19 protein-coding genes and 1 tRNA gene are annotated in these 24903 nt (G+C 50.6%); 16 read left to right on the plus strand and 4 right to left on the minus strand.

All coding sequences use genetic code 11. The features are described from left to right. Positions 1 to 116 precede the first annotated feature (116 nt). The gene (locus JRJ22_RS07305) at positions 117 to 4136 is read left to right on the plus strand and encodes an endo-1,4-beta-xylanase (protein ID WP_206103867.1); all 4020 of its coding nucleotides are present in this window, start codon (positions 117 to 119) and stop codon (positions 4134 to 4136) included. 49 nt (positions 4137 to 4185) lie between these two features. On the opposite strand, the gene JRJ22_RS07310 is transcribed toward JRJ22_RS07305, so the two are convergent. Together JRJ22_RS07310 and JRJ22_RS07315 are read right to left on the minus strand one after the other, a co-directional pair. Then, positions 4186 to 4626, minus strand: a complete 441-nt coding sequence (locus tag JRJ22_RS07310) for a DUF3788 domain-containing protein (protein ID WP_206103868.1) — start codon at positions 4624 to 4626, stop codon at positions 4186 to 4188. Between the two features lie 311 nt (positions 4627 to 4937). Then, entirely contained in the window at positions 4938 to 5783 is an 846-nt protein-coding gene (locus tag JRJ22_RS07315; RefSeq protein WP_206103869.1) for an SDR family oxidoreductase, read from the minus strand. 88 nt (positions 5784 to 5871) lie between these two features. On the opposite strand from JRJ22_RS07315, the gene JRJ22_RS07320 reads away from it, so the two are divergent. Further along, the gene (locus JRJ22_RS07320; RefSeq protein WP_232381061.1) at positions 5872 to 6291 is read left to right on the plus strand and encodes a MerR family transcriptional regulator; all 420 of its coding nucleotides are present in this window, start codon (positions 5872 to 5874) and stop codon (positions 6289 to 6291) included. 80 nt (positions 6292 to 6371) lie between these two features. Here JRJ22_RS07320 and JRJ22_RS07325 read toward each other — a convergent pair. Further along, positions 6372 to 6448, minus strand: a tRNA-Pro gene (locus JRJ22_RS07325). A 487-nt stretch (positions 6449 to 6935) separates the two neighbouring features. Between JRJ22_RS07325 and alaS the strand changes: the two genes are divergently transcribed. The 8 genes from alaS (at position 6936) to JRJ22_RS07365 (ending at position 15032) form a co-directional block, all read left to right on the plus strand. Next, positions 6936 to 9569 (plus strand): alanine--tRNA ligase, encoded by a 2634-nt coding sequence (alaS, locus tag JRJ22_RS07330; protein WP_206105024.1) that lies wholly within the window; start codon positions 6936 to 6938, stop codon positions 9567 to 9569. 349 nt (positions 9570 to 9918) lie between these two features. Further along, entirely contained in the window at positions 9919 to 10194 is a 276-nt protein-coding gene (locus JRJ22_RS07335) for an IreB family regulatory phosphoprotein (protein WP_189032318.1), read from the plus strand. Further along, positions 10191 to 10607, plus strand: a complete 417-nt coding sequence (ruvX, locus tag JRJ22_RS07340) for a Holliday junction resolvase RuvX (protein ID WP_206103870.1) — start codon at positions 10191 to 10193, stop codon at positions 10605 to 10607. Before JRJ22_RS07335 ends, ruvX begins: the two co-directional genes overlap by 4 nt. A 15-nt stretch (positions 10608 to 10622) precedes the next feature. Then, positions 10623 to 10931, plus strand: a complete 309-nt coding sequence (locus tag JRJ22_RS07345) for a DUF1292 domain-containing protein (RefSeq protein WP_206103871.1) — start codon at positions 10623 to 10625, stop codon at positions 10929 to 10931. Then, positions 10924 to 11232 (plus strand): DUF1292 domain-containing protein, encoded by a 309-nt coding sequence (locus JRJ22_RS07350; protein WP_054939602.1) that lies wholly within the window; start codon positions 10924 to 10926, stop codon positions 11230 to 11232. The genes JRJ22_RS07345 and JRJ22_RS07350 overlap by 8 nt, the downstream gene beginning before the upstream one ends. Positions 11233 to 11390: 158 nt before the next feature. After that, positions 11391 to 12440 (plus strand): endolytic transglycosylase MltG, encoded by a 1050-nt coding sequence (gene mltG, locus JRJ22_RS07355; protein WP_232381062.1) that lies wholly within the window; start codon positions 11391 to 11393, stop codon positions 12438 to 12440. 57 nt (positions 12441 to 12497) lie between these two features. Continuing rightward, positions 12498 to 13430, plus strand: coding sequence for a peptidase U32 family protein (locus tag JRJ22_RS07360; protein ID WP_206103872.1), 933 nt, complete (start codon positions 12498 to 12500; stop codon positions 13428 to 13430). 273 nt (positions 13431 to 13703) lie between these two features. Next, entirely contained in the window at positions 13704 to 15032 is a 1329-nt protein-coding gene (locus JRJ22_RS07365; protein ID WP_206103873.1) for a peptidase U32 family protein, read from the plus strand. A 111-nt stretch (positions 15033 to 15143) separates the two neighbouring features. On the opposite strand, the gene JRJ22_RS07370 is transcribed toward JRJ22_RS07365, so the two are convergent. Beyond that, entirely contained in the window at positions 15144 to 16703 is a 1560-nt protein-coding gene (locus JRJ22_RS07370; protein WP_206101459.1) for an IS1182 family transposase, read from the minus strand. 557 nt (positions 16704 to 17260) lie between these two features. On the opposite strand from JRJ22_RS07370, the gene JRJ22_RS07375 reads away from it, so the two are divergent. The 6 genes from JRJ22_RS07375 to JRJ22_RS07400 all read left to right on the plus strand — a co-directional run bounded on the left by JRJ22_RS07375 (position 17261) and on the right by JRJ22_RS07400 (position 24700). Then, complete coding sequence (locus JRJ22_RS07375) at positions 17261 to 19465, plus strand: methyl-accepting chemotaxis protein (RefSeq protein WP_206103874.1); 2205 nt, start codon at positions 17261 to 17263, stop codon at positions 19463 to 19465. Between the two features lie 191 nt (positions 19466 to 19656). Then, positions 19657 to 21549, plus strand: coding sequence for a cache domain-containing sensor histidine kinase (locus JRJ22_RS07380; protein ID WP_206103875.1), 1893 nt, complete (start codon positions 19657 to 19659; stop codon positions 21547 to 21549). 2 nt (positions 21550 to 21551) lie between these two features. Next, positions 21552 to 22856: an ABC transporter substrate-binding protein gene (locus JRJ22_RS07385; RefSeq protein ID WP_206105026.1), complete on the plus strand. Its 1305-nt coding sequence runs from the start codon at positions 21552 to 21554 to the stop codon at positions 22854 to 22856. A 43-nt stretch (positions 22857 to 22899) separates the two neighbouring features. After that, entirely contained in the window at positions 22900 to 23964 is a 1065-nt protein-coding gene (locus tag JRJ22_RS07390; protein WP_206103876.1) for a LacI family DNA-binding transcriptional regulator, read from the plus strand. Positions 23965 to 23991: 27 nt separating this feature from the next. Further along, positions 23992 to 24318, plus strand: coding sequence for an ApaG domain-containing protein (locus tag JRJ22_RS07395; RefSeq protein WP_206103877.1), 327 nt, complete (start codon positions 23992 to 23994; stop codon positions 24316 to 24318). Between the two features lie 19 nt (positions 24319 to 24337). After that, complete coding sequence (locus tag JRJ22_RS07400) at positions 24338 to 24700, plus strand: DUF6547 family protein (protein WP_206103878.1); 363 nt, start codon at positions 24338 to 24340, stop codon at positions 24698 to 24700. Positions 24701 to 24903 lie beyond the last annotated feature (203 nt).

The raw sequence follows: 24903 nt of genomic DNA on the forward strand, positions 1-24903 counted from the left end.
GAGAAAGACGCACTTTTTTGATTATGCTACGATTTGCTTTGAGAAAGGGGGCTGTGTTCCTGAACCTTGTAAGCGCTTAATTGTCACCCAAAATGTATAACAGAGGAGTGCAATGCATGAGTAGAATGGTTAAAAAAATTTTCTCCGTCGTATTGGCGGCCAGTCTGCTGCTTCCGTTAGGCAGGATTGCTCCGGTTGCCCGGGCAGCTGAAACGGGCCAGGAAGAGACCCGAACGGTTTATCATGAAACCTTTGCGGGCGGGGCAGGAAAAGCAGTCAACTCAGGAGGGGCAAGTCTTGCAGCAGTCACCGGTAAAGTTTTTGACGGCAATGCCGACGGTGCGGCTTTATACGTAAATAACAGAGTGAACAACTGGGATGCCGCGGATTTCAAGTTCAGCGATCTCGGTCTCGAAAACGGGAAAGCGTATACCGTAACTGCCATTGTCTATGTGGATGCAAATGTGAGTTTGCCTGACGGCGCAAAGGCGGCGCTTCAAACTGTAAGCAGCTATGGGAATTATGCGGAAGCAGCTTATGAAGCCGGGAAGGCGGTCATTCTGACCAAAGAATTCACCGTGGATACAAGCAAGGATCAGGCTTTGCGTATTAATTCCAACAGTGCCGGAGCTGCAGTTCCTTTCTATATCGGAGACATTCTTTTTACCGAGAAGGTAATCACGGATGTTGGAGAAGAGCCGGCCAGAGAACCGGCAATACCGTTCAGTACAATTACCTTTGAAGATCAGACTGCTGGCGGCTTCATAGGCAGAGCTGGAACGGAAACGCTGAGTATCACGAATGAAGACAATCACACTGGAGAGGGCTCCTATGCGCTGAAGGTGGAAGGCAGAACCTCAACCTGGCATGGACCTTCCCTGCGTGTAGAGAAATATGTGGATAAGGGCAGTGAATATAAAATTTCAGCCTGGGTGAAGCTGATTGATCCGGCAAGCGCGCAGCTTCAGCTGTCTACGCAGGTCGGCAATGGAAGCAGTGCCAATTACGTGGCGCTTTCCCCTAAGACCATCAACGCTGCCGACGGCTGGGTGAAATTCGAGGGAAGCTACCGCTATAACAGTGTGGGCGGCGAATATCTCACGATCTATATTGAAAGTTCGAATAACGCCGCAGCCTCCTTTTATATCGACGATATCAGCTTTGAGCCGACCGGCACTGGCCCTGTTGCCATCCAAAAGGATCTGGTTCCTGTAAAAGCGGCTTATCAGAACGATTTTCTGATCGGCAATGCAATTACCGCGGAGGATCTGGAAGGGGTCCGGCTGGAGCTGCTCAAAATGCATCACAACGTTGCAACCGCCGGCAATGCCATGAAACCGGATGCGCTGCAGCCGACAAAGGGAAATTTTACTTTTGACGCCGCGGATGCCATGGTTGACAAGGTTCTGACTGAAGGTATGCAGATGCACGGGCATGTGCTGGTATGGCATCAGCAGTCTCCGGCGTGGATGAATACAGCCACAGATGCCGAAGGGAATACGACTGCACTGGGGCGGGACGAGGCGCTCGTCAATTTGCGGACCCATATCCAAACGGTCATGGAGCATTTCGGGGATAAGGTAATCTCCTGGGATGTTGTGAATGAGGCGATGAACGATAATCCGCCAAATCCGACCGATTGGGAAACCTCGCTGCGCCAGGCTCCTTGGAAGAGTGCAATTGGAGCAGACTATGTCGAGCAAGCCTTCCTGGCAGCCAGGGGTGTGCTGGACGCCCATCCGGATTGGGATATCAAGCTGTATTATAACGATTATAACGAAGACAACCAGAATAAAGCACAGGCTATCTATAACATGGTCAAAACGATCAATGATAGGTATGCGCTTACTCATCCCGGCAAGCTCCTCATCGACGGTGTCGGCATGCAGTCGCACTACAGCATTAATACCAATCCCGACAATGTGAAATTGTCTCTGGAAAAATTTATTTCCCTTGGAGTAGAGGTAAGCATCACTGAGCTCGATATTCAGGCCGGAAGCAACTATCAGCTGTCTGACAAGCTCGCGGATGCCCAGGGTTATCTCTACGCACAATTAATGAATCTGTATAAAGCTCATTCCGCCAATATTGCCAGAATTACGTTCTGGGGCATGGATGACAATACGAGCTGGAGAGCCTCTTCCAATCCGCTGTTGTTCGATAAGAGTCTCCAGGCCAAACCGGCTTACTACGGAGTTATCGATCCTGCTAAATTTATGGCAGAGCACCAGCCGGATACTACCGATGCCAATGTCTCCACTGCAGTCTATGGCTCGCCAAAAGTAGATGGTACGGTTGATGCGGTATGGAGCAATGCATCCGAGCTGCAGGTCAACCGTTATCAGCTGGCTTGGCAGGGAGCCACAGGAGTCGCTAAGACCCTCTGGGATGATCAGAACCTGTATGTGCTGATTCAAGTCAGCGATGCACAGCTTGATAAAGGCAGCCCCAATGCATGGGAGCAGGATTCCGTTGAAATATTCCTGGATCAGAATAATGCCAAAACCTCGTTCTATCAGGACGATGACGGGCAGTTCCGGGTTAATTTTGACAATGAAACGACTTTCAATCCGCCAGCTATAGCCGCAGGCTTCGAATCGGCAACCAAGGTATCCGGAACAAACTACACGGTTGAAGTTAAGCTTCCGCTTAACAAAGTTTCGGCAGCCAATGACAAGAAGCTCGGCTTCGACATCCAGATCAATGATGCCAAAGACGGGGCACGGCAAAGTGTTGCTGCATGGAATGATACAACCGGCAACGGCTATCAGGACACTTCTATTTATGGTGTACTTACCCTCTCGGGCAAAAGTGTTAGTTCGGAACCAACACCGACAACAACACCGACACCGACAGCGTCACCGACCTCAACACCAACGCCAACACCGACACCGACACCGACACCGACACCAGCAGCGTTACCCGGCGGCAGCAGCAGTGCAACTACCCCGCAGCCAGTAACCGTTGAGGGCAAAGACGGAATCGTTACAATCAAACCGGCGGTGAAGACGGAAGGCGGAGCAGCAAAAGCAGTAGTTTTGGGCGATCATATGAAGAAGGCGCTTGAACAGGCAGTTCCGGCAGCAGACGGTAAAAAACACATCGTAATCGACCTGCCGAAGCAGACAGGCGCAGCCTCCTATGAAGTTCAACTGCCCGCTCAAAATTTAAAAGGGCAGCAAAACATCATGCTGCTGATAAAGACAGACCTAGGAACGATGGAGCTTCCAAGTAACATGCTGTCCGGTGTTACAGCAGACACTGAGGTATTGTCCGTCCGTATACAGCAAGCTTCCACGGATAATCTTGATGCGGCAGCCCGCAGTGTCATTGGCCAAGGTCCGGTAATTGGACTGAGTCTGACTGCCGGCGGCAAAGCCATAGCCTTGAGCAGTCCAGATATGTCCATAAAGATCTCCATTCCTTATACCCCGGCAGCAGCCCAGCTCGGCAATAAGGGTTCACTTATGGCAGGTCAGATCGACAGCAAAGGAAGTTTGACAGCGATTCCGAACAGCCGTTATGACGCGGCTAGCGGATCACTAGTATTCCATGCCGCGCAATCCGGTACCTATGCGGTAGCCTATAAGCCGGTAAGCTTCTCAGACCTGGGGAATCTGTCTTGGGCTCAAGACGCGATCAGCGCCATGGCCGCCCGGGATATTGTTCAGGGCACCGCTGAGAACAGCTTCTCCCCGGCTTCTTCTGTAAAGCGTGCAGATTTCATCACACTGCTTGTAAGAGCTCTTGAACTGAAGGGTACAGGGCAAGCTGCTGCGGGCTTCACCGATATCCCGGCAGATGCTTATTACAGCAATGAACTGGCTATCGCGCAGCAGCTGGGCATCGTAAACGGCTATGCAGACCATTCCTTCCGTCCGGACAGCCCGGTCTCCCGTCAGGAAATGATGGTGCTCGCTGCGCGCGCGCTGGCTGCAGCAGGTGTAGAGATCTCTGGCAGCGGAAGTCTGGATGCTTACGCGGATGCAGCGGAGGTATCAGGATATGCTGCAGACAGCGTATCCCTGTTGGTTAAAGCCGGCGTTGTTACCGGCAAGAACGGCAGGTTAGCACCGGAAGACACACTCACCCGCGCGGAAGCGGCTGTGATTGTGTACCGGATTTGGGGGCTGTAAGCACAAGCCGGAATCCTGTTTCACGGCTCATTAAAAACGAAGACCCTTCTTACGAAAGGGTCTTCGTTTTTTTCTTAATACGTATCAGACGCTCAATATCCTCCAGTTGCTGGACTTCAGTTATTTTTAGCCACAGCCATCTTCCATCATGATACTGGGCAGCGGAATCGACTTCCGCTTGGAAGGCTTCAGAAAATTCCTCCCGCTTGTCCTGATATTTAGCGAGTTCTTTTTTCCCCAGTACTAGCAGGAGGGTAAATCCGTTGTTTTTTTCGGGGAACATGTTGAACAAGGTCTTCCCGCTCTTGCGGTATCTGATATTCCAGCCGTAATTCTTCCCGCCATAATTCCATTCCGCTTCATGATCATAATTTTGCCTGGCAAATTCCTTCATATTGACCCATGCTTCGTTTGCCTGAATGCCGAGGGCCGGCATGAGTTCCTCCTCTGACGGCATACAGCTTTTTTCCGTAAATCGATGGCTGATCATACAATCACGCTCCTAAATGATCTCGTTCGCTGACAAATCTAAACCTTGTGAATATTGTAACCTTTATCCATATTGGCAGCAAAAAGAGACAGCCCCTTTCGGATCATCATCCGTCAGGCAGCTGTCTCATGCGGTGAAGGGGAGTCTGCAGTATTAATCCATACCACCGGTAAGTACATGTTTGGTTGAGACGACAGGATTTGAATCTGCGGCCTATTCCTCCCGAATGAATGTGGCATTCCTCGGTATCTTTCTTAACCTGATCTTATCCTCCCAAGCAGCCATTTCAGGGCTGGTGGTGCCTCCTCTTTTTATGCGAAATAGTGCCCCTCTTCGAGGTCGGCGAGCAGGCCGGGCTGCTGCGGCTCCCAGCCCAGCAGATCCCTTGTTGCCGGGCTTGCCTGGGCAGTGTTATACAGGCTTGCGAGATCGAGTGAAACAATTTCGCCAAGAAAGCCGAAATGGTCGGCGGCTTCTTCAGCTGTTATGCTGACCGCCGGTATGTTTAAATGGCGCCCGATGACCCCGGCGATTTCGCGAAGCGGAATACCTTCATCACCTGCGCCAAACAGCCTTGAGCCTGCCGGGGCAGATTCCAGCGCCAGTCGGTACAGGACTGCCGCATCTAGACGGTGCACTGCCAGCCAGCGGTTGCTTCCGTCGCCGATATAGGCGGCGATGCCCTTCGCCCGGGCAATGTTGATCATCATCGGCACGAAGCCTCTATCGCCTTCGCCATGCACGGAAGGGGATAGGGAGACGATGGCTGACCGGATTCCCCGCTCTGCCAATGCGAGTACTGCTTGGTCGACTGCAGTTCCGTTGGCGTGGGCTGTAGTAATGAACGGCTTCCCAGTGCCTTCGAGTGCTGCTCCCATGGCCTGAACAGCCCGTAAATCAAGGGCCAGCGCACCGTCAAAGTCGGAAAAATCATTGGTGAACGCCAGATGAATTACACCGTCCGCAGCAGCGGCGGCACTGCGCAGCGTATCGAGATCCTCCAGCGTGCCGTACACCGCCCCGGCTCCCGCCGCCTTTAAACCCGCAGCCTTCTCTTCAGAACGGCAAAGACCCGTCACTGTATGGCCCGCATCGGTCAATTCCCTGACGACTGCAGAACCGATATACCCTGTTGCTCCTGTAACAAAAACATGCATATTTTTGCCCTCCTTTAGTTATTGACTGGCTGAACAGTTCAAGCATAAACTATGAAGTGAACTCTAGGGCAAGCGGCTTAAAGGAGGAATGATGATGAAAATTCAGGAACTGGCAGACAAGATGGGATTAACGATCCATACGATCCGTTTTTATGAGAAGGAAGGCTTGCTGGATAACCGGCATGTCCGCCGGGAGAGCAACAATTACCGCAACTATTCAGACGAAGCTGTCGAGCGGTTGAAGCTGATCAAGAAGTTCCAGTCCATCGGCTGTTCGCTGGCCGAACTGAAGGAAGCGCTGGAGGACCACGACACCAATGCGCGCAGCAACATGCAGATCATAGAATGGATTCACGCTAAGAAACAGGAGATTGAACACAAGAAGGAAGAATACGATCAAATGCTGGTCACCCTGAACTGGATGCTGGAGTACCGGACTCTGCTCATCAACGATCCGCAAAAAGCACAGGAAATGCTAAAGGCTTGGCATGCCCGAGTAACAGAGTGAGCTAATTACGAGCAATAAAAAAGACAACCCCCTTCAGGATTACTAATCCGTTAGGGTGTTGTCTTAACATCATATTAGGATGGTCGAGACGACAGGATTTGAACCTGCGACCTCTTGCTCCCGAAGCAAGCGCTCTACCAAGCTGAGCCACGTCTCGTTCTTCTAAACAATCAGAATTATACGCCTGGATGTAAACGCTGTAAATATTCATTTTGCGGCAGATTTAAGGCAGTTTAGTGGCGAAAATAGAGAGTTCTCCGGCCAAAGATTGACAGAGCCAGGAGCACTGGCTATACTTGAAATGTTAAAATGCAAATCGGAAAAAACGTTGATGAAATGGAGTACGCCGGAGCATGGCTCCCTCAGAGAACGGGTTCCGTTACGGGATTATTTCGTAATGGCTGTGAGAACCCGGAAGACAGACCGGCAGAAAGCTGATTTCGGAGTGCGGGGAAATCCCGCCGGGGGCGCCCGTTAACAGCCGCGACAAGGCGATCGTCTGCAGGTGTCCGTATTTATTAACGGGTCAAGGCGATAACCAGGGTGGTACCGCGATAATAATCGTCCCTGAATTTATTCAGGGGCGTTTTTGTGTTCTCCGGCATACTTATGCCGCACTAATGATAAGACGGGGGCTGTACATGATGAAAGCAAGTGAAATCCGTTCCAAATGGTTGCAGTTTTTTGAGAGCAAAGGCCACAAAATCGAGCCAAGCGCCTCGCTCGTTCCGCACAATGACCCATCGCTGCTATGGATCAATGCCGGGATGGCGCCGCTGAAGGCGTATTTTGACGGACGGGAGATTCCTGAGAATCCCCGCCTGACGAACTCACAGAAATGTATCCGCACCAATGATATTGAGAATGTAGGCAAGACACGCCGCCACCATACATTCTTCGAGATGCTGGGCAACTTCTCCATCGGCGATTATTTCAAGGAAGAAGCAATTACCTGGGCCTGGGAGTTCCTGACCGGCAAGGAATGGATCGGCTTCGACGGCGACCGCATTTCCGTTACCGTGTATGCCGAGGATGAAGAAGCATTCAAGCTGTGGAATGAAAAGGTTGGCCTGCCTGCTGAGCGCATCATCAAGCTGGGCGACGAGAACTTCTGGGATATCGGCGAAGGCCCTTGCGGTCCTTGTTCGGAAATATTCTATGACCGCGGCGAAGCTTATGGCAGCGACATGAGTGATCCTGAAATGTATCCGGGCGGCGAGAATGAACGCTGGCTGGAAGTGTGGAACCTCGTATTCTCCCAGTTCAACCATAACAAGGACGGCAGCTATACACCGCTTCCTAATAAGAACATTGATACCGGTGCAGGCCTGGAGCGTCTGGCATCCATTCTGCAGGATGTGGACTCCAACTTCGACACCGACCTGTTCCAGCCGGTAATTCAGAAAACTGCCGGTCTGGCCCGAGTCAAATACAAAGATAATCTGGAGCAGGATATCGCACTCAAGGTCATTGCAGACCATATCCGTACCGTTACCTTTGCGGTTGGTGACGGGGTGCTTCCTTCTAATGAAGGCCGCGGCTATATTATCCGCCGGTTGCTCCGCCGTGCTGTCCGTTACGGCAAAACCTTAGGACTTGACCGTCCATTCCTGCACGAGCTGACGGAAACTGTCGGCGAAGTGATGGGCGTGTACTACCCGTCCGTTGTGGAGAACCGCGAATATATCGCCAAAATCATTCGCCTGGAAGAAGAACGCTTCCACGAAACACTGTCCGACGGGCTCACTATACTTGGTGAAATATCGGCCAAAGCAAAAGCTGACGGACTGGGTACGATTGCAGGTGCTGATGCGTTCAAGCTCTATGACACCTACGGCTTCCCGTTTGACCTGACAGAAGACTTTGCTTCCGAGCAGGGACTTACCGTAGACCGCGAAGGCTTCGATGCAGCGATGCAGGAGCAGCGCGACCGGGCCAGAGCAGCCCGCCAGGACAACGCGAGCATGAAAATCCAAGGCGGCGCTCTTGCCGAACTGACGGTTAAAAGCGAATTTGTTGGATATACTGACGTGGTAACAGAGTCTAAAATACTGGCAATTGTGGTTGACGGCGCACTTGTTGATGTCGTCAGCGAAGGCGCAGAATGCCAGGTTGTGCTTGAAACTACGCCTTTCTATGCAGAGAGCGGCGGCCAGGTCAGCGACACCGGTCTTCTGACTGGTGGTTCCGTAACTGCTAAGGTTACGGGCCTGTTCAAGGCTCCGCACGGCCAGCATGTTCACCTGGTGACTGTTGAAGCCGGAGACCTGAAAGTCGGCGATAGCGTCCGGGCAGAGGTAAACCGTGAGCAGCGTGAAGATATTGTGAAGAACCATACCGCAACTCACCTGCTGCACAAAGCGCTTAAAGAAGTACTCGGCGGTCATGTTAATCAGGCCGGCTCTTTAGTAGAAGGCGCACGCCTGCGCTTCGACTTCTCGCATTTCGGCGCGATTACACCGGAAGAGCTGAGCGACATTGAGCACCGGGTAAATGCGCAGATCTGGCGCGGACTGGATGTAGTCATTGAGAACAAGCCGATTGACGAAGCCAAAGCGATGGGTGCTATGGCACTCTTCGGCGAGAAATACGGCAACATCGTCCGTGTCGTTCAAGTCGGTGATTACAGTCTTGAGCTGTGCGGCGGGATTCATGTTGCGAACACTTCGCAGATCGGCATCTTCAAGCTGGTCAGCGAAAGCGGTATTGGCTCCGGGGTACGCCGGATTGAGGCAGTAACCGGACGTTATGCTTACCAGTTTACAGAAAGCCAGCTGGATCTGCTGAAGCAATCGGCGGGGCTGCTCAAATCCTCGCTGAACGATGTGCCGAAGCGCATTGAAGCTCTGCATGCACAAGTACGTGAAATTTCCCGTGAGAATGAATCACTTCAGTCGAAGCTGAGCGCTACCTTTGCCGCTGAGCTGACCGGCAGTGTGAAGACGGTGGGCGGCGGAACACAGCTGCTTGCAGTTGCTGTTCAGGCAGGCAATATGGATGCCCTGCGGTCCACAGCGGATGAACTGAAAGCCAAGCTACCGGATGCTGTACTTGTACTGGGCGCAGCGATGGATGATAAGGTTAACTTTGTAGTGTCAGTGCCGCAGGAGCTGGTTAAAAAAGGCTTCCATGCCGGCAAACTGGTCAAAGAAGTTGCAGCAGTATGCGGCGGCGGCGGTGGCGGACGGCCGGATATGGCCCAAGCAGGCGGCAAAGACGCTTCCAAGCTGTCTGAAGCTCTCGCCAAGGCCGAGGAGCTAGTTGCTGCCCAGGCTTAATGATAGAAGGGCACTTCCTGAATGCGCAGCTAAAGCTTGAATAAAGCAGGTATGTAAAAACAGCCCAGCGGTACTGAGAGCCTCATATCAGTGCCGCTGCTTTATTGAAAATAAGACAAGCTATATGTATTTTTGCGAATATTCGTCTTGGGAGAGGTTCTGCAATAGCTCAAAAACCAAAAATATCTATATTTTTGTAGATGAAATGCCAAAAAAAGCGTTATTATAGTGGCAGGATTTCCAAGGCGGGGCATGAATATGTTATAGTGAAGGCAGCAAGTAAGCTGTACAGCAGCAACTTTGCGAAGCCGCCCTCTGGGGGTGATTTTGCAGAAGGAAGGTGTCACAGATGGACTCCATGGACAAAACGGTTAAATTCAATGTGAAGGGTGACGAAAAGGAAGCTTCTTCCCAGGAAATTCTGCTCGCCGTATACGACGCGCTGGTGGAGAAAGAATACCATCCGATCAACCAGATCGTGGGGTATCTTCTATCCGGAGATCCGGCTTACATTCCGCGCCACAACAATGCGAGAAGTTTGGTCCGGAGAAAAGAACGTGATGAGCTGATCGAGGAACTGGTTCGTTTCTACCTGGCTAATCATCGGGTGGATCATCCGAAATGAAGAAGCTGGGTCTGGATTACGGCGACCGTAGAATCGGAGTCGCCACAAGCGATATTTTCGGCTGGACAGCCCAGGCTCTGGAAACCATTGAGCGCCGCGGGAACGGCAATGAGTTCGAACGGATTCGTGAACTGGTCAAGGAGTACGAAATCGGGGAAATTGTGGTTGGTCTGCCAAAGAATATGAATGGCTCTGTAGGACCCCGCGGTGAAATCTGTATTGAGTTTGCCGAACAGCTGCGGGAGCAATTCGAAATACCCGTACACCTTTGGGATGAGCGTCTGACGACGGTATCCGCTGAGCGGGTGCTGATTGAAGGGGACGTCAGCCGGAAGAAACGCAAAGGGATTGTAGACAAAATGGCTGCAGCCCTGATTTTGCAAAATTTTTTGGATGCTAACAGTAAAAGGTGAGGGGTGCGTGCTATTATGACAAACGAGCAGATTGGCCAAGAAGAAGAACCGGAAATTATCTATATTCCCGATGAGGAAGGTAATGAAGAGGAATTCGAGGTCATCATGAAGTTTGAAGTTGATGGTTCGGATGCGAAGTATATGATGGTAGTTCCACTGGATTCCGAGGATGAAGAGAGTGATGAGGTATATGCGTTCCGCTATGAGGAAGACGGCGAAGACCTGCAGCTTTTCATGATCGAGAACGACGAAGAGTGGGCGATTGTCGAAGAAACCTTCAATACTTTGGTAGACGAGCTGGATGGAGGAGCAGAGAATGACTGATTTTTCCGCCGAACAAGCGGTATGGACATCGAAGCTCAAGGAAGTATATGGAGAGACTGTAGAACTGGAAGACGAGCAGGGTAAATCTTCCGTTTACGATATTATTGCCGAGTTTGAGGTTGGCGACCGCGCGTATGCGGTACTGGCTGGCTCCGGAAGAGAAGCAGAGCAGGAAATTCTGCGGATCGTGGTTTCACCTAACGGTGTGCCCGAGCTGGAAAGTATCGTTGACGATGAGGAGTGGGAAGATGTCTCTGAGCTGTACGACGAGCTGACTCTCCCTGCTGACGACAAGGAATAAGTGTTTTTTCACAAATATGCAACATCTATGCTTGGCAAGGAAGAGGGCGGAGTTATTCCGCGCTCTTTTTGCTTGAAATAGAAGCAATTCTAAAAATATATGTTGAATTTGAGACAATACAATTTTATACTTTATAGTCGGAAAGTGAGGAGTGACATTTGAAAGCCGCAATCCGCGCTGTGCTGATCGTAATCCTTTTGCTGGCCTTAGCAGGAGGGGGAGGCGCATGGTATATTTGGAATGGAATGCAGCCGGTAGAGCCTGCAGGCCCGGCAGTAACGTTTACGATAGAGAAGGGGATGGGCAGTTCGGAAATCGCTGATCTGCTCGAGGAAAACGGCATTATCCGTAATGGGCTATTATTCAAGGGATATTTGAAATGGGTCAAGGAAGGCTCAAGCTTCAAAGCAGGTACATATACTGCAAGCCCTGGAGATAGCTATGACCAGCTGATTGCAAGGCTGAATGCCGGAGATGTGGTAAAGGAAGAAACAGTCGTCTTTACAATTCCTGAAGGATTCACCGCGGCGCAAGTGGCTGATAAACTGGCAGAGGCCTGGAATCAGAAAGCGGAGGTCTTCCTTAAAGTCATAGATTCTGGTGCAGGACTTGCTGCAGCCGACCGGCTGGGGATTCCGGTGAATGCAGAGCTTCGCCACCGGCTTGAGGGATATCTGTTCCCCGAAACGTATGAGCTCGTCAAAGATAGTACACCCCAGGAGATTGTCGAAGCAATGCTGGAGCAGCTGGAGAAGAAGCTGGACAGCATTCCGGACTGGAAAACAAAGCTGGATAAGCGCGGTTTATCCCTGCATGAGCTGCTGACAGTTGCTTCACTCGTAGAGCGTGAGGTTGTAGTGGACGAGGAGCGTCCGCTGGTGGCCGGTGTTATTTATAACAGGCTGAATAAAGGGCAGAAGCTCGAGATTGATGCTACCGTCCAGTATCTGCTGGACAAGCAAAAAGAACGGCTGCTGAACAAGGATCTCAAGGTTGACAGCCCATATAATACGTATAAGAATACTGGATTACCGCCGGGGCCGATTGCCAGCCCGGGTCTTGCTTCCATTCAGGCCGCTCTTGAGCCTAAGGCATCAGAATATTACTTCTATGTGACTAAAAAAGACGGTTCCCAGGGTCATCTGTTCGGTAAGACCTATAAGGAACATTTAGCCAATATCCAAAAAAGTGAACAAAGTTCGCCGTAACCTATTAAAATAGAGTTTGATGCGGTTTCGTTTACCGCAAGTGCAGGAGGGTACAACATGATGAACAAACCGGAGCTGCTGGCCACAGCAGCATCCCTGGAAGAAGCGCGTGCGCTGCTGAATGCCGGTGCGGATGCGCTGGTGATCGGCGATGACCGTTTCGGCATGCGCCTGGCCGGACATTTTTCGCTGGAGGAAACGGCAGCTGTTATAGAACTGGCCCACGGGATGGGCCGCAAAGTCTACGCCGGTCTGGGCGGACTCATGTCCAACCGGCTGCTCGATGAGCTTCCCGCTTACGTGAAAGCTATCGGTGAGCTTGGGATTGACGGGATCGAATTCGGCGATCCGGCAGTTCTGGCTGCTGTGAAGTCTCAGGCGCCGGGCATGAGGCTGCACTGGAATGCCGAGATGACCTCAACGAATTACTTTACGGCCAATTATTGGGGCCGCAAAGGCGCTTCGCGGGTTGTTCTGGCCCGTGAGCTGAACATGGACGAAATCACCGAGATGGTGCCGCTTCTGGAGGTTGAAGCCCAGGTGCAGGTACATGGCATGACGAATATCTACCATTCCAAGCGTGGCCTCGTTGCAAGCTATATGGCCCACCAGGGCCGTCCGGTAGAGGATGGAAACCTCGGCAAGGAACGCGGCTTATTCCTGATTGAAGCAGAGCGCCGGGATGAGAAATTCCCGATTTATGAGGACATCAATGGTACACATATTATGAGCTCCGACGATATCTGTATCCTTGAGGATCTGCATATCCTGCTTGCGGCAGGAGTGCACAGCCTGAAGATTGAAGGGCTGCTGAAACCAATTGCCTATAACGTGGCAGTCGTTAAGGCCTATCGTCATGCGGTGGATCTCTATGCCGCTGACCCGCAGGGCTATGCTTTTGACGAAGCGTGGATGGATGGAATCCGTGCGCTGCAGGACCCTGAGCGTGACCTGTCGTTCGGCTTCTTCTACAAAGAGCAAGTCTATTAATTGGTTAAGGAAATAAAATAAGGCAATGATTCAGCCTCTTAAAAAGGGTTGGAACTATTAACATTATGGTGAAGCAGCGGAGGGGAAGTTTGGAACTGTAGGAGCGAATGCGTCCGCCTTTATGTTTGGATTTCTACCGCAGCCAGCGGTTTATATAGGAAATCCAAACATAACAGCGGCCGGAAGTCCAAACATTCCCTGCAGCTGTGTACAACACCGGGATGTAGGGTTTTAAGCTTTTTTAACAGCTGAAGATATGGAGGGGAGAACATAATGGGAACCATGACTAAGCCCCAGTATAAGGGCAAACGTTACCGTCTGGACAAACCGGAGCTCCTTGCTCCGGCGGGTAACCTGGAAAAATTGAAATTCGCCGTGCACTATGGTGCGGATGCAGTATATATTGGAGGCCAGAAATATGGTCTGCGCTCCGGAGCGGATAATTTCAGCTTCGAGGAAATGCGCGAGGGTGTGGAATTCGCCAAGAAATACGGCGCTAAAGTGTTTGTTGCTACCAATATCTATGCTCACAATGAAGATATCGCCGGGATTGAAGAATACCTGCGTAACCTATACGAAGCCGGAATTGCCGCCATCATTGTGGCAGACCCGGCCATTGTCGATACTGCACGTCGGCTGGTACCGGGACTTGAGGTGCATCTAAGCACCCAGCAGTCCACCCTCAACTGGCAGGCGGTATCCTTCTGGAAAGAGGAAGGCCTGCCGCGTGTCGTTCTCGGCCGGGAGACCAGTCTGGAAGAGATCGCCGAGATTAAACAGCATGTTGATATCGAAATCGAGAGCTTTATCCACGGAGCCATGTGCTCCTCCTATTCCGGACGTTGTGTATTATCCAATCACTTTACGGACCGCGACTCCAATCGCGGCGGCTGCTGCCAATCCTGCCGCTGGAAATATGACCTGTTCCAGGATGACCGTCCGGAAGGCACCTGGGTGTCTGAAGAAGAACAGGCCGAAGCTGCTGCTCCGCAGCGTCTTCAGCCAGGTGTAACCCAGCTGCCGCTGCATCAGCCGCAGGACAACCCGTTCTCCATGGGCTCCAAAGACTTGTGCATGCTGGAAAGCATCCCCGATCTGATTGAAGCAGGCATTGACAGCTTTAAGATCGAGGGCCGGATGAAGTCCATCCACTATGTGGCGACTGTCGTGAATGCCTACCGCAAAGCCATTGATGCTTATATGGCCGATCCGGAGCATTACGAGCTTAAGCCGGAATGGCTGGAAGAATTGCAGAAGGCGGCCAACCGTCCGCTGAACACCGGGTTTTTCTACGATACCCCGGATCATGAGGATCATATCTATGAGCCTGAGGAAAAGGCGGCGCCATATGATTTTGCAGGACTAGTTCTGGAGTATGATGCGGAGAGCGGCATGGCGCTGATCCAGCAGCGCAACAACTTCAAGCCGGGGCAGGAAGTGGAATTCTTCGGACCGGATAACACGTTCTTTAAGCAGATTGTAGGGGAACTATGGGATGAGGCAGGGAACAAGCTTGATGTGGCCCGTCACCCGCTTCAGCGCGTGCGCATGAAGGTAGATCACCCGGTAGCTTATTTTGATATGATGCGAAAGAGAAAGTAAAATTTCAATCCACTGGTAAGAGGCTGTCCCATAAGTAGATTTTTTCGAGTAGAGACAGACCCTTTTCATTATTCAAAACCGAAAAACGTCAACAATGTAGCGATTCTCCTGTTATTGGAGGATCGCTGCTCTGCGTTTTTGGTCGTTTGCAGCTTGCTTCAGTAGATTGTGGGCAAGGGAAAGCCATCCGACTTCAAGCGTCACTTTTTCCATGCCGCGAAGCAGAAACCGCCGGAAACCCCGGTTGTTCTTTAGTTGTCCAAATACACTTTCTGGTTCTGTCATTCGACGTACGGCCAAAGTGAAGCCTTCCTCGCTTTGCAAAATTGCCCGAGCTTGTTTCTGGTACCGCAGTCGTTCCAGACTGACAACCACTTCCCGATTTCCTTCGGCTTTCGTACATCTTTCCTTCAGTGGACAGCCCACGCAGCTCTGGCTACGGTAATGACGTTTTCGGATTTCATATCCACTCTCTAACGTTTCCTTGCTTTCTTTGCGAAAATGCAGCGTTTGTCCGGCGGGGCATGTCCATGTATCCACGGCTTCGTCGTACGTCCAGTTCTCAATCTTTCCGATATTCTCTTTCCACGCTTTGCTCTTTTCTTTGTGGTAGCTGCCGTATTTGACCACGGCCTTCACGTGTTCGTTTTCCAAATAGGCATAATTTTCTTCACTGCCGTAGCCGGCATCCGCGATCACCGCCCTCGGAAGTCTCCCTAGGATCTGCCGCACCTTTTCTAAGTGCGGCTGTAAACAACGCGTATCCGTCGGTCTTTGGTGTAGACTGTACGCCAAAATAAACTGGTTTTCGGTGCCGATCTGTACATTGTAGCCGGGTTTGAGTTGACCGTTTCGCATGTGATCTTCCTTCATCCGCATGAAGGTGGCATCCGGGTCCGTCTTACTAAAGCTGTTTCGGTCCCCGAGCAGGTTTTGGTATTGCTCATATTTCAGCAGTCTCGGAAACAGATCCTTACGGAGCCTCCGAACCGCTTTTTTCAATGGCTTGTTCTTGGGCTTCTTCAGCAGTTGCGACTCTAACGACTGGGTCATTTGTTCAAGTTTCTCACTGTCGATCTCGGCGGACTCGCCAAGTTCGCTCAGATCCTGGCCGCGGTGTTCCTGTTCTTCTTGTTTCTCTGCAGCCTCAATGTCGGCAAACAATGCATGTACCTTTTCTTGCAGCTTGGCTTTATGCTTACTAACGGCTTTACCCCACACGAAGGTATAGCGATTCGCATTTGCCTCTATTTTTGTGCCATCTACAAAATAATGCTCGAAGGAGATGTATTTCTCGTCCGCCAGAAACTGAAGCACGGCGGTAAATACCATTTCTAGGACGTCCTTCATCCGCTGAGAACGAAAGCGGTTGAGCGTGCGGAAATCCGGGCGTTGTCGTCCCGCTAGCCACATGAAGGGAATGTTTTCTCGGACCGCTTTGGCGATTTGCCGGGAGGAATAAATGCGCTGCGTATACGCATAGATAATGACTTTGGTGAGCATTTTAGGGTGGTAGCTGTCACGGCCGCCACCGGGATAGGCAGTGTCAAAGATGGTGTCGTCTAGCCGATTGACGGCTGCGTTAACGACACGAACGAGGTGGTTTTCGGGAATATCTTCTTCCAGATCCATTGGCAAGCAAAGTTGGTCCATGGTATATTGAATGTACAAAAGAAACCTCTCCTTTGAAATGGTTGTGTGGTAACTCCATTTTACCAAAGGATGGTTTCTTTTTTGTGCGATTTTTAAAGATTGTAGATCCATTTCCCGCTTAAACAGCGGAGAGGACGGAACGATTGTGGAAAAGCGGCAGCGGTCGCCTTGGTCTCCGGATTTTCACCGCTAAGGGGAATGAAAAAAATCTGGAGAGCACAGCGATTGGAACAACGGTCCGTTCGCGGAGCGTCCACCCAAGTGCTCACGTTGATCCTACTTAAAAAAACAGGGGCTATCCCAAGCAGCCATTTCATGGCTTTTGGGACAGCCCCTTTTTTTGCAAAAAAAAGAAAATGACTTAAATATATAAAGATTATCAGGTAATTTCTTAAGAACTCTAAGCAAATAGTCGGAGAAAACCGATATAGATTCATATAGGGAACGCTTACATAGGACTTCTACGACTTTTATTCTAACTGGCAGGTGATGATATGGGGGCTCCCGAGCAGGAGAACAGAGATAAAAAGCAGAAGGGGAGAAGGGTGAAATTGGGGAAAAATAGTAAGAAATCAGTGGATAAACAACAAGTAGAACCAAGCCGTACAGATGTGGACCAGACAACAGGCAAAGGCAATGGTAAAGGTAAATTCCAGAGTATAGGCAAGATAAGGGATATGGGCTTCAAAGGAGCGCTGAATAGTTCAGTAAGCCAGGTCAAGAAAGTCGATCCGATTAAGTCCGTAGGAGTCAAGCTGTTTCTGATTTTCCTGTCTTCCATTGTAGCTGTCGTGCTGCTACTGGGTCTCTTGTCTTACAACAAGGCTAAGAATACAATTAAGGACAATGTCTCGGAAGCGAACCGGCAGACCATTATCCAGACATCGGATAAGCTGGACATTACACTCAAACAGTATGAGAATCTGGCGCTTCAGCTGTACTTTGATGCACAAATGCAGAGTGACCTGTCGGAGCTGTTATCCGCAGAGTCTAGTTACGATAAATTCGTCGCTACGGATTCGATTAGTAAGAAGCTGTCCAGCCAGACGACTACGGACTCAAATATTGTGGCGATCACCCTGATACCGCAAGCCGCTGATGAGGGTATCATCACGAGCGGGAGTTCCGGTCTTAAGATCGATGGAATCAGAGACCAGGAATGGTTCAAGAAGGTTACTGCTAACAATACAGAGTACACGTCCTATTATTCAGATGAAACCGCAGCACCGCAGAACTATTGGTTCTCGACATCTGTGGAGGGTGACGGCGGCAAGAATATTGCTATGGTAAGATCACTTAAGACTATGGGCTCTGCTACAGGCTATGTCATCATGCTTGAGCTCAAAAATACCTTACTGGAAGAGGCCTTCAAAAGCGTATCGCTTGGAGACGGCTCGCGGATTCAGCTGGTTGATCCAAACGGTACTGTTATTGCATCCTCGGTTCCTGCTGAAGATGGTGTGGCTTCCGAATTCGGCTTCATCAAGGACAGCAAGAACAAGAATAACAGCCAGGAAGCCAAGGATTCAAACGGCAAAGATGTGCTGGCTGTATTCAGTACATTAACCAAGGCTGACTGGAAGCTGACAGGTGTTGTCCCGACAGGAGAACTAGTGAAAGCAGCTAAGCCGATTCTGTTTACAACTTATATGGCCGCTCTTGCATCTGCTCTGCTTGCGGTGTTACTCGGCTTCTGGATGGTCCAGATGATCGCCAAGCCGGTAGCCCGCCTGAAGGATCTAATGGTGGAAGGTGCAAAAGGCGATTTGAGCGTACGTACAGAGTTTACTTCAAAAGATGAAATTGGCCAGCTGTCCGCTTCGTTCAATATGATGATGGAACGGATTACCGAGCTGGTTGCACAAACGACAGATACTGCCCGGGAAGTCTTGGAGACTGCCGGCGAGCTTGGTGATGCCTCCCGTAAGACGGCTGTATCTGCGAAAGAGATTGCCGCAGCTACCGAAGAGATTGCCGGCGGTGCAGGAAGTTTGGCACTGGAAGCTGAGCGGGGCAATGAATTGACCGACCTGATCGGTACTCAAATGCAGAACGTCATTGCTGCCAATGCCGAGATGGATGAAGCGGCACGCGGTGTCGGTGAAGCCAGCGGACTCGGAGCGAAACAGATGGAAGACCTGCTCAAACAGACAGGCCGTACCGGAGAAATGACCTCCGCATTAGTAGATCGCGTCAACAACCTGAAAGATACGGTTTACTCTGTTATGAAGGTTCTTGATGTTATGAAAAATATTACGCAGCAGACCAATATTCTGTCACTGAATGCTACTATTGAAGCAGCAAGAGCGGGCGAAGCGGGCCGCGGCTTTATGGTCGTCGCAGATGAAGTCCGGCAGCTGGCAGACCAGTCCAAGCAGTCGATTGCGCTGGTAGCAGGAATTATTGATAAGATCGTTACAGAAATGAATGAAACGGTGAACGTTCTGTCTGAAGTGGCACCGCTCTTCAAACAACAGATGACTTCCGTAAAAAGCACCAGTGATATCTTTGTTTCTGTACAGGCTCAAATGGAGGATTTCATTGCCAGTCTGGAGTCTGTAACAGGCGCCATTGGCAGCCTCAGCCATTCGCAGGGTGTATTGTCTGATGCGATGGGCAATGTAAGTGCAGTCGCTCAGCAATCGTCTGCGACTTCCGAAGAAGTGGCATCACTCAGCAACGAGCAGCAGAACGTGAGTGATCAGCTCGTCTCTCTGTCCGGCAAGCTGGAGGTTGCTTCGAACCAGCTGAAAGACAAGCTGGCGATGTTCACAATCTAATAAGTCAGCAGTTAGGTGTAGTTATATGGTAGACTCAGGCCGCTTCTTCCCCAGGGAAGAAGCGGCCTGTTAATTATAGGTACTGGACTTTTTCTTGTGAAACTTGGAGCTAACAAGTATAATTATTTTGTTAGGTAAATGTTATGTTGGCTGAAAATGTTAGGTAAAGCTGATTGAAGGAGAAGGACCGGATGAAAGTAAAGTATAAGCACAACTGGTGGTCCTTTATTGGGGACATGGGCATGGAACGAAAGCTGCTCCTTGTCTTCCTGGTTATTATTACACTGCCGCTTTCGGTTATCAGTGTGATCAGCTTCAAGAGCTATACACAGTCGATCCAAGGTAACACGGTTGCTTATTCGGAGAAGCTGATCGATCAAATGATGGATGGGGTCGACGACTACATAGAAGACATGAAGCGAATTTCTTCGATGCCTGCGTATGTAAACGATATCAAACAAAATCTGATCCGCTCCAACCGCTATTATGCACAGAAGAAGCTGACTGAAGGTGATACTGACCGGAGCAGTGTCGCACCAGGTGATTTTGATCTGCTTCTATCCATCCAGAGAGGGATAGAAGGCAATATTTCCTTCATCAACAATATTAAACGGGGGACGAACTCTGTCTATATTTTCGATGCCTACGGCAATGGCTATTATTCAGCTAAGGATGGCGGTGTGCGGCTTGATCTGGATCAGAGCTATAAATTCTGGAGCCAGCAGGTGAAGGATTCGAGCGGTGAAGCGCTGTTGTTCGGTACTCAGGCCTATACCACCAATCTGCAGAGTACGCGTTATGCTTATACGGTTGTCCGCAAAATTGTTGACGGTCTCTGGAACCCGATCGGACTGATCGCGGTAGAAGCCAATGTCAGCAACTTGGAGTTCCAAGTGGCGGAGCTGGACGAGGTGACTCATGGCAAGTCCCTGATCGTGGATGAGGCGGGCAAGGTCATTTATGACAGTGACCAGAAGCTGTTAACAATGGATATATCCCATACTTCACTGTTCCGCAGTGCCAAGGGAGCCGCCGGAAGCTTCTATGATACGGTGTCGGGTAAGGAACGGCTGAACATTTATTCGAGTTCCTCTAAGACAAACTGGAAGGTGATTATCTCCATTCCGGTCGATGAATTGACCCGTGATGTGAAGTTGACCCGCAACGCAACCTTGGCGGCGACAATGATTATTATCGTACTCGCATTGATTATCTCTATTATTCTGTCCTTTGCCCTGACCAAACCGCTGACACAAATGATTCAGCTGATGAAAAAGGTGCAGAACGGTGATCTGGATGTCAACTTCCGCGTGAAACGCCGGGATGAAATAGGCCTGCTCGGTCATCAGTTCAACCGTATGCTCGCGCGCATCCGCCAGCTGATCCAGGATATTTACCGGATAGAGGAGCAGAAGAAGGAAGCGGAGCTGCATGCGCTGCAGAGCCAGATCAATCCGCATTTCATTTACAACACATTGGAGTCTATCCGCATGACGGCGGAAATCAATGATGATGTAGAAGCAGCTGACATGATTTCGATTCTGGGTAAGCTGCTGCGTTACAGTACCAGCGATTTGTCCGGCCATACGACAATGAAGCAGGAGCTGATGTATGTCTGCAATTATGTTGAACTCTTAGGCTGCCGCTACCCGGGAAGGTTCGTGCTGCAGATTGATGTTCCCCGGGAGCTGGATGACTACTCGATTATCAAGCTGGTGTTCCAGCCGATTATCGAGAATGCAGCCTATCACGGGCTTGATGACAGCAAGGAACATATGCATCTCAGTATCAGCTGTGAGATTACTGAGCATAAGCTGCTGTTTCATATCCGCGACGACGGCTGCGGGATGGACCGGGCTACCCTGGACAAGCTGAATGATAATCTGAAGCGTGAGACGCCTCCGAAGAAAAGCATCAACGGAGGCATCGGGATGAAGAATGTGCATCAGCGGGTCCAGCTGAACTATGGAGCGGCATATGGCATAGAGGTGTTCAGCGAACCCGGAGAGGGTACAGATGTAATTCTGTCCCTGCCGCTTCCGGGAACCAGCAAGCCTGAGACAGAAAGGAGCAATCTGCTTTGAAAATGACAAAAGCATACTGGACACTGCAAACGATGCTTCTGCTCCTGTTGCTGCTCCTGCTGTCAGCGGGCTGTGAGAACCGGAGCAGCAAGCAGGAGCCTGCGGTAACGCCGGCTGCGGATAATGAACAGAGTAGTCTGTCGGGTAATATCCTTATGCTGACCAACCGGATCGATCTTATTGAGAACGGCACGATGCAGGGATACGCGGACCAGTTTATAAAGAAGTATCCGCTGGCCAGTGTTGAATTCGAGGGCTTATCCAATTATGCCACCGACATTCTGGTGCGTCTCTCTACCAAGGATGCCGGGGATGTGCTGCTGCTGCCGGTCAATCTGCCTGCGAAGGAACTGAGCTATTTTTTTGAGCCGCTGAGTGCAGAAATGTCTGCCCGTGAGCGGTTCACTACCTTCGCTACTTATGGTGGCAAAAGATATGGCTTATCTACAGGGACAACCACCAGCGGGATCGTTTACAATAAGAAGGCGTTTGAACAGGCGGGGATCACAGAGATCCCGCAGACGCTGGATGATTTCTACGCCATCTGCGCCAAGCTGAAGCAGGCGGGCATTATACCGCTGTATATGAATTATGGTGCGGTCTGGCCGCTGCGGGAATGGGGCAACAATATGGTCAACTATATGACCGGCAATCCCGATTATATGAATGACATGGTTCATGAGAACAGCCCCTGGCAGCTGGATAATGAGTGGGGGCAGGCGATGGGGATTGCCAGAACCCTGATAGCCAGAGGCTACGTGGAGGAAGAGCTGTTCTCCAACAACTGGGAGATCTCCAAAACCAAGCTGGCGAAAGGTGAGGCAGGAATGTATCTGACCGGAAACTGGACGATCAGCCAGATTCTGGACGCCGGAGCTGCTCCGGAGGATATTGGTTATTTCCCGTTTCCTTATGATAATGGGGCCTCGCATTATGCGCCTCTTAACCCTGACTGGTTCATTGGAGTCAGCAAATTCAGCAAAAACAAAGAATTATCGATGGCCTGGGTGAATTTTCTGGTTAATGAAACCTCCTATACTTCAGAGGGATTTCTTCCGGCAGATGATCACGCAGAGCCTTCGATGGAACAGTATCGTGAATTCCTTTCCTATCATCCGAAGCTGGTAGAAGCCACTGTGCAGACGGACGCTTTTATAGATATGGCCAACCGCTCGAAACTGTCGTTTGCCTCAGGAGACTATATCCAGGAGCTGATTGCCGCACCTGATTTACAGAAGGCTTTTGATGAGTTAAATGAGAAATGGTTAGAAGCCCGGGGTGGGCAGCTGCCCTCTTCGCAGCCTTAACCGGCAGAACACCTAATCTAAGAATACATTGGAGGTTATACATATGGCTAAAAAAGTTACGATGCAGAAAATTGCCGATCATCTGGGTGTATCCAAGTTTGTCGTTTCCAAGTCTCTCTCCGGCAAGGGTGGTGTCAACGAAACAACGAGAGAGCGGGTAATCCAGGCCGCTTCGCAGCTGGGCTATTTCACCCAAAAAAATGCATACATGCAAAATATGAAGCGTTCCACCCAGGGGGCAGGCGGGGACCGGAACAAGCAATCGGTGCTGGTGCTGATGCCAAATATCCGCTCACAAACGCAGGACTCCTTATATTGGGGGAAAATTGTTGACGGGATTGCGCTTGCTCTGGATCAGGAAGGCCTTGGCATGGTTATTGTCTCTGAACACCGTGCCGATAATTTCGTGAATATTCTCAATCCGAACGGTCTGCTTGGTCTGGTTGGCGTTGGCCAGATCTCCACCTCACTGCTGCTGGAGGTGCACCGGATCGGCCTGCCGATGGTGCTGATTGACCATGAAGACCCGTTGATTCCAAGCGATACGGTGTTTGCGAACAATATTGATTCGATGGCCCGGCTAAGCAATCATCTGCTGGGTATAGGCCATACGCAACAGCATTTAATCGCCCCGATCCGCTATTCACGCAGCTTCAGGGACCGCTGGATCGGCTTCCGCAGCGCGCTTGAAGAGAATGGAATGAAGCCTCCCGCCGGTGATGACGAGATGTTAATGCTAGAGGATATGGATTCTGTAGTCTTTCATGAAGAATTCAAACAATGGCTGCTCAAACGGAAAAAAGCCAAAAACCTGCCGACCGCGCTGCTCTGCGGGAACGATTTTACCGCCCTTACGGTTTGTGAGGTGCTGAGGGAGGAAGGCCTGAATGTACCGGCTGATGTCTCCGTGACGGGTTTTGACAATATTGAAGATGCAACCAGATGTGTACCACCGCTTACGACTGTACATGTCCCTAAAGAAGCAATGGGCCGGGCCGCAGTAGAGAAGCTGCTGAACCGTATCCACAACCCGTCTGCGCCGCTGGAAAAAATCCTGATCGCAGCCGATATTGTTCACCGGGATTCCGTTGCAGAGCCGCGGAGCTGAGGAATTTACGATTGGAGGGAACAGGCAATGAGCTATGATGTGCATATTACCCGGGCAGGACACTGGACAGAAAGCGGCAGCAAGCCGATTTCACTGGATGAAGCAAAGGCTTATTTTGCTGCTCAAGAGGAGTTTGAGTACAGCAGCGGACTTTCCCTTAAAGGTCCTTTTGGAACGATGACGATCGGGGGAGAGTTCTTCAACTGGACTGATGAAGGGGAGAGCGTGCCATTCAAATACACAGAAGGCAGAATCACGGTGTCCAGCGCGGACGACTATGTGATTAACAAGATGAAAGAGGTCGCAGTAGGGCTGGGCGCTATAGTGCAGGGAGATGAAGGGGAGATTTATTAAACTACTATAGGAGGCTAAAATGAAGGATCAGCCGCTGGAATTGTATAAAGCCTTTGTCGATGACTTGGTTGAGCGGTCACCAGGTCTTTATGCCCGCTGGATTATGGAGAAAGGCTGGCCTGAAACTGAGGAAAATGCACGTGTAAATAAGGTGCTGCAGGAATTAACCGTGGAACAAAAAGAAGTGTTTGCCCTGATTGCTCAATCCTCTCGCAATGGCGGGATACATGATGTCCTTGTCTATTTATCGGAACAAATCAATCTGAATAGAATGGACATCTCCTTTGGCGGTGTAGCGATGGCTAAGGAGCCCTTTGATACAGAACTGTATTATGATTGGGTATGCCGCCGGGAAGGAAATGACTGGCCAGATCCTGAATAACTTCCCCAGAAGGTCTAAAATGTGCAGGTGCGGTAATAACCGTGCCTGCTTTTTGCATTTCTTCTATAATCGATCCACTCTAAGGCTATATCCGAATCCGTGGTTTCATCTACCTTCCTGCATGCTTTCACTACTGATAAGCACCTGGGGCCTCCCGAAGCAGAAATTTGGATGCCCCGCTGAGCATTTGCCCCCCGCCGTTT

This window comes from Paenibacillus tianjinensis (genome assembly GCF_017086365.1).
GTDB classification, from domain to species: Bacteria; Bacillota; Bacilli; order Paenibacillales; family Paenibacillaceae; genus Paenibacillus_AQ; species Paenibacillus_AQ tianjinensis.